General features: G+C 67.1%; 6 protein-coding genes. All 6 read left to right on the top strand.

The window, feature by feature from the left end:
- Positions 1-277, top strand: a 277-nt coding sequence (locus HC022_RS17795; RefSeq protein WP_254885151.1) for a hypothetical protein, incomplete at its 5' end; no start/stop codon positions are given.
- A gap of 126 nt (positions 278-403) precedes the next feature.
- Entirely contained in the window at positions 404-2,356 is a 1,953-nt protein-coding gene (dnaG, locus tag HC022_RS17800; RefSeq protein ID WP_167453325.1) for a DNA primase, read from the top strand.
- A gap of 142 nt (positions 2,357-2,498) precedes the next feature.
- Positions 2,499-4,496, top strand: coding sequence for an RNA polymerase sigma factor RpoD (gene rpoD, locus HC022_RS17805; RefSeq protein WP_008883009.1), 1,998 nt, complete (start codon positions 2,499-2,501; stop codon positions 4,494-4,496).
- A 3-nt stretch (positions 4,497-4,499) separates the two neighbouring features.
- The gene (locus HC022_RS17810) at positions 4,500-4,787 is read left to right on the top strand and encodes an HlyU family transcriptional regulator (RefSeq protein WP_008883408.1); all 288 of its coding nucleotides are present in this window, start codon (positions 4,500-4,502) and stop codon (positions 4,785-4,787) included.
- Between the two features lie 357 nt (positions 4,788-5,144).
- Positions 5,145-5,339: a hypothetical protein gene (locus HC022_RS17815; RefSeq protein ID WP_167453326.1), complete on the top strand. Its 195-nt coding sequence runs from the start codon at positions 5,145-5,147 to the stop codon at positions 5,337-5,339.
- A 24-nt stretch (positions 5,340-5,363) separates the two neighbouring features.
- The coding region (locus tag HC022_RS17820; RefSeq protein ID WP_167453327.1) for a hypothetical protein at positions 5,364-5,780 on the top strand (417 nt) is incomplete at its 3' end.

The raw sequence follows: 5,780 nt of genomic DNA on the forward strand, positions 1-5,780 counted from the left end.
CGGACTGGTTCTGGCCCTGGGTCTTGCGGCAGGCCCCCTGGCCGCGCAGGACGCCGCGAAGGAAGCGCAGTGCAACAAGAGCGCCGCCGTGGTGATGGAGGCCGTCGCCGCCCGCAAGGCCGGTGCGCCCAAGGAACAGGCGCGCCGGATGCTGCGCGAAAAGCTCGACCACACCGCCGGCGACATGCTCTCGGACTGGATCTACGACCTGCCCGAGGACCAGCTCACCGATGCGCTGGGCACCGCCTGGAAGGCGCAGTGCCTCGCTGCCAAGTGACGGCGTGACCGACATGGCGGGACCGCCCTCCGGGGGCGGTCCCGACCGCCGGCGCCGCGCAGCGCCTTTGCAGAGTTCGCAAGAGACCTTCTGGACTCGGGGCGCGGCCTCGCGGATATTTGGCGCATGAGTCTGCCCCCCGGTTTCCTCGACGAACTGCGCAACCGCACGAGCCTGTCACAGGTCGTGGGGCGCAAGGTCATTTGGGACAATCGCAAGTCCAACCAGGCCAAGGGCGACATGTGGGCGCCGTGCCCGTTCCACCAGGAAAAGTCGGCCTCGTTCCACGTCGATGACCGCAAGGGATTCTACTACTGCTTCGGCTGCCAGGCGAAGGGCGACGCCATCTCCTTCATCCGCGAGAGCGAGAACGTCGAGTTCATGGAGGCGGTCGAGATCCTCGCCCGCGAGGCCGGGATGCCGATGCCCGCCCGCGATCCGCAGGCGGCGAAGCAGGCCGACCGGCGCAGCCAGCTCTCCGAGGTGATGGAGCAGGCGGTGCGCTGGTTCCGGATGCAGCTGCGCAGCGGCGGCGCCACGGCGGCGCGCGCCTATCTCGACCGGCGCGGGCTCGACGAGTCGGTGCGCGACCGCTTCGAGCTCGGCTTCGCGCCCGAGGGCTGGCAGAACCTCTGGGATCACCTGCGCGGGCAGGGCGTGGCCGAGGAGCTGATCTTGGGCGCCGGGCTCGCCAAGCCGTCGGACCGGGGCCGGGCGCCCTATGACGTCTTCCGCAACCGCATCATGTTCCCGATCCGAGACGGGCGGGGCCGGGCCATCGCCTTTGGCGGCCGCGCCATGGATCCCAAAGACAACGCGAAATACCTGAACTCGCCCGAGACCGAGCTCTTCGACAAGGGCCGCAACCTCTACAACCACGCGCCGGCGCGCGAAGCAGCGGGCAAGGGCCAGCCGCTGATCGTGGCCGAGGGATACATGGATGTCATCGCGCTTTCCGAGGCCGGGTTCGGCGCCTCGGTGGCGCCGCTCGGCACCGCGGTGACCGAGACCCAGCTGCAGCTGCTGTGGCGGATCTCGGACGAGCCCATCGTGGCGCTCGACGGCGACAAAGCGGGCCTGCGCGCCGCCTACCGCGTCATCGACCTTGCGCTGCCGCTTCTGCAGGCGGGCAAGTCGCTGCGTTTCGCGCTGATGCCCGAGGGCAAGGACCCCGACGACCTGCTGCGCGCCGAGGGGCCCGCCGCCGTGGCGCGGGTGCTCGAGCAGGCGATGCCGATGGTGCAGCTGCTCTGGCGGCGCGAGACCGAGGGCAAATCCTTTGACAGCCCCGAACGCAAGGCGGCGCTGGATGCGCGGCTGCGCGAGGTGATCAAGACCGTGCAGGATCAGGGCCTGCGGCGCCACTACGGCGACGAGATCAAGGACCTGCGCTGGCAGCTCTTCCGCGCGCAGCGCCAGCCCCGCGGCGGCGGCGGCAAGGGCGCGGCGAAGCGGGCGTGGAACGCACCGGCGCCGCCAAGCGCCAGCGTGCGCTCTTCGCTGCTGGTGTCGGTGGGCGAGGCGGGCGAGACCCGGCTGCGCGAGGCGGTGATCCTCGCGGGGCTGCTGTCCTATCCGTCGTTCCTCACCGAGTTCGAGCACCGGATCGAGGCGATGGCCTGCGCCGACGCGGACCACGCCATGCTGCGCAACGCGCTGCTGCGCTGCATGGATGCAGAGCCCGAGCGTGTCCGGGACATGGTCGCCGACGCCATAGGCCCCGAAGCCCTTGAATCTTTTCTCGCAGCGCGCCATCTGATGATCGTGCCGTGCCTGCGCCGCCAGGATCCCGAATTTGCCCGCATGACCATCATCGACTACCTCGACCGGATCGAGGCCGCGGCCGGACGCAGTCTTGAAATCCACGAGGCGGAGGCCGATATGCATGAATTGGCCGACGAGGTGGTGACCGAACGGCTGAAGCTGGCAAACGAGACATACGACAGGGTGCAACGCGGAAGCGCCGAGGACAGAACTGAGTTCCATATCGCCCCCAATGGCGTGGAGCTCGACAAGGAGGAGATGGAGCGTGCCGCGGCGCTCATGCAACAGATTCGCTTTTCCAAGCACGGGAACTAGCTGTGCATTTACGGGAAACTGGAGAAAACAGGTGGCAACGGGTGGCCGAATCAGTTGATTCCCCCCATGATTCGCGGCAACGAATCACAACACCCGCGCGACCGCCGGCCCTCTGGGCCGCCTCCCTCTGACGGAGCATTTCATGGCAGCCAAAGACAACGACGACGCCAAGCCCGACTCTCAGGACGATGGCCACAGCCTCGACATGAGCCAGGCGGCGGTCAAGAAGATGATCGCCGAGGCGCGCGAGCGTGGCTACATCACCTACGACCAGCTCAACCAGGTCCTCCCGCCCGATCAGGTCTCGTCCGACCAGATCGAGGACGTGATGTCGATGCTCTCGGAAATGGGCATCCAGGTCACCGAGGATGACGAAGAGGGCGAGTCCGACGACGACAAGGACAACAAGGGCTCGACCGAACTGGTCGACGCCTCGCGTGGTCGTGACGTCGCGCTCTCTTCGGGGCAGAACGAGAAGCTTGATCGCACCGACGACCCGGTGCGCATGTACCTGCGCGAGATGGGCTCGGTCGAGCTGCTCTCGCGCGAGGGCGAGATCGCCATCGCCAAGCGCATCGAGGCCGGCCGCAACACGATGATCGCTGGCCTCTGCGAGAGCCCGCTGACCTTCCAGGCCATCACCATCTGGCACCAGGAACTTCTCGAGGAAGAGATTCTGCTGCGCGACGTGATCGACCTCGAGACGACCTTCGGCAACCAGATGGACGAGGAGGGCGACCTCGAGGGCACCGTGGTCGACACCGGCTCCGGCTCCGTCTCCGAGAAGCCGCGCCGCGACGAGCCCGAGCTCGATGCCGACGGCAACCCGATCGCCCGCGAGGACGACGAGGACGACGACGAGCAGGCCAACATGTCGCTCGCCGCGATGGAAACCGCGCTGAAGCCGCGCGTGCTCGAGACGCTCGAGAGGATCTCGCGCGACTACGAGGAACTGGCAGAGATGCAGGACGCCCGGATCAGCGCGACGCTGAACGAGGACGGCTCCTTCTCGCAGAGCGACGAGGCGCTCTACCAGAAGCTCCGCTCGGAGATCGTCGAACTGGTGAACGGCCTGCACCTGCACAACAACCGTATCGAGGCGCTGATCGACCAGCTCTACGGCATCAACCGCCGCATCATGTCGATCGACTCGAGCATGGTGAAGCTCGCCGACCAGGCCCGCATCAACCGCCGCGAGTTCGTGGACGAGTATCGTGGCAACGAGCTCGATCCGAACTGGATGGAGCGGATGAACGAGAAGTCCGGCCGCGGCTGGCAGATGTTCATCGAGCGCTTCAGCGACAAGGTCGAAGAGCTGCGCGCCGACATGGCGCAGGTCGGCCAGTACGTCGGTCTCGACATCTCGGAATTCCGCCGCATCGTGAACCAGGTGCAGAAGGGCGAGAAGGAAGCGCGGCAGGCCAAGAAGGAAATGGTCGAGGCCAACCTGCGTCTCGTGATCTCCATCGCCAAGAAGTACACCAACCGCGGCCTGCAGTTCCTGGATCTCATCCAGGAAGGCAACATCGGCCTGATGAAGGCGGTCGACAAGTTCGAATACCGCCGCGGCTACAAGTTCTCGACCTACGCCACGTGGTGGATCCGTCAGGCGATCACCCGGTCCATCGCGGACCAGGCCCGCACCATCCGGATCCCGGTCCACATGATCGAGACCATCAACAAGCTGGTCCGCACCGGTCGCCAGATGCTGCACGAGATCGGCCGCGAGCCGACGCCGGAAGAGCTGGCAGAAAAACTTCAGATGCCGCTCGAGAAGGTCCGCAAGGTGATGAAGATCGCCAAGGAGCCGATCTCGCTCGAGACGCCCATCGGCGACGAGGAAGACAGCCAGCTCGGCGACTTCATCGAGGACAAGAACGCGATCCTGCCGCTGGATTCCGCCATTCAGGAGAACCTGAAGGAAACCACGACCCGCGTTCTGTCGTCGCTCACCCCGCGCGAGGAGCGGGTTCTGCGGATGCGTTTCGGCATCGGTATGAACACCGACCACACGCTGGAAGAGGTTGGCCAGCAGTTCTCGGTGACGCGCGAGCGGATCCGTCAGATCGAGGCCAAGGCGCTTCGCAAGCTCAAGCACCCGTCGCGGTCGCGCAAGCTGCGCAGCTTCCTGGACCAGTAAGCCATGTCGTTCCTGAAGCGTCTCTTCGGTGGTGGCGGCGGTGCCGCCGCCGACACGGGCCCCAAGGCCGATCCGGTCGAGTACAAGGGCTTCCTGATCACGCCCGATCCGATCTCGGCCGACGGCCAGTACCGGATCTCGGCGCATATCGAGGCCGAGATCGACGGCGAGACCAAGACCCACCACCTGATCCGCGCCGACGTCATGCGCGAGCGGGACGATGCGGTCGAGGCCTCGCTGCGCAAGGCCCGCCAGATGATCGACGAACAGGGCGCGCGGCTCTTCGGCTGAGCCCGACCGCCATGATGCGATCAGTGGCCGTGCCGCTCCCGTCCGGGAGCGGCTTTTTCTTTGCCACCGTCGGTGCCGGCATGGCCGCCCATGGGCGGGGAATGCCGGACTATGCCGGGCGTCCCGGCCTGGGCATCCTCGGGACAGTCCCCGGAGGAACGGTCATACGGATCATCCTGACCATCGTCGCCATCGCGCTCGGTTTCCTTTCCACCGCGCTGCGGGCGCAGCCGGTGGACCAGGCCTATGTCTCGTCCGAGGGCCACGAATACGCGCTGACCTGCAACGCGGACGGCTACGTACTGACCTCGCTGGCGCCGGTCTCGCGGGTCCGGGGGGCGGGGGACCGACACGGAGGTGACGAAGCGCACCGAGGCGCTCTACCTCGGCCAGAGCTGCGACTCCTTCCTCGACGAGGCCGGGACGGGCAGCTGGGGCTGGGCCAACGGCGGCTTCGGGGCCGAGTTCGACACCGGCCTGCGGGTGATGTTCCCGCGACAGGAGCTGGTCTGCGCGCCCGAGCGCCCCTATGTCGGCAATTGCCGCTGGTAACCCGTTCAGGAAGGACCATTCGCCATGAAGCCTCTGCTTGTCTCGCTCTTCATCGGGCTGCCCGCCATGGCGCAGGCCGGCTGTTTCGGCTCGGGCGAGCCGCTCTTTCACTGCACGCTGAACGGCGGCACCAAGGCGCTCGACATCTGCCTTCAGGGCGAGGTCGCACTCTACCGCTTCGGGCCCGCGCAGGGCACCGCCGAGCTGCTGCTGGCCCGCCCGGTGACCGGCGTCGCGATGACGCCGTGGAACGGCATCGGGCGCCACCTGTGGGAGGAGGTGACCTTCCACAACGGCAGTCACGACTACCTCGTGTCCTACTCCGTCGACCGGCTCGCGACGGGCGATGCGCCGGTGACCGAGGGGCGTGTCATCGTGGCCGAGGGCGACAGCGAGGTGGCGGATCTGGCCTGCGACGCGGGCTCGGGGCCCGAGCCGGCT

The sequence above is a fragment of the Salipiger sp. HF18 genome (assembly GCF_011806505.1).
GTDB classification, from domain to species: domain Bacteria; phylum Pseudomonadota; class Alphaproteobacteria; order Rhodobacterales; family Rhodobacteraceae; genus Salipiger; species Salipiger thiooxidans.

Excerpts from the sequence above, each read along its gene's own strand:
- HC022_RS17810 (WP_008883408.1), top strand. The coding sequence starts at position 4,500 with ATGTCGTTCCTGAAGCGTCTCTTCGGTGGTGGCGGCGGTGCCGCCGCC.
- dnaG (WP_167453325.1), top strand. The coding sequence starts at position 404 with ATGAGTCTGCCCCCCGGTTTCCTCGACGAACTGCGCAACCGCACGAGC.
- rpoD (WP_008883009.1), top strand. The coding sequence starts at position 2,499 with ATGGCAGCCAAAGACAACGACGACGCCAAGCCCGACTCTCAGGACGAT.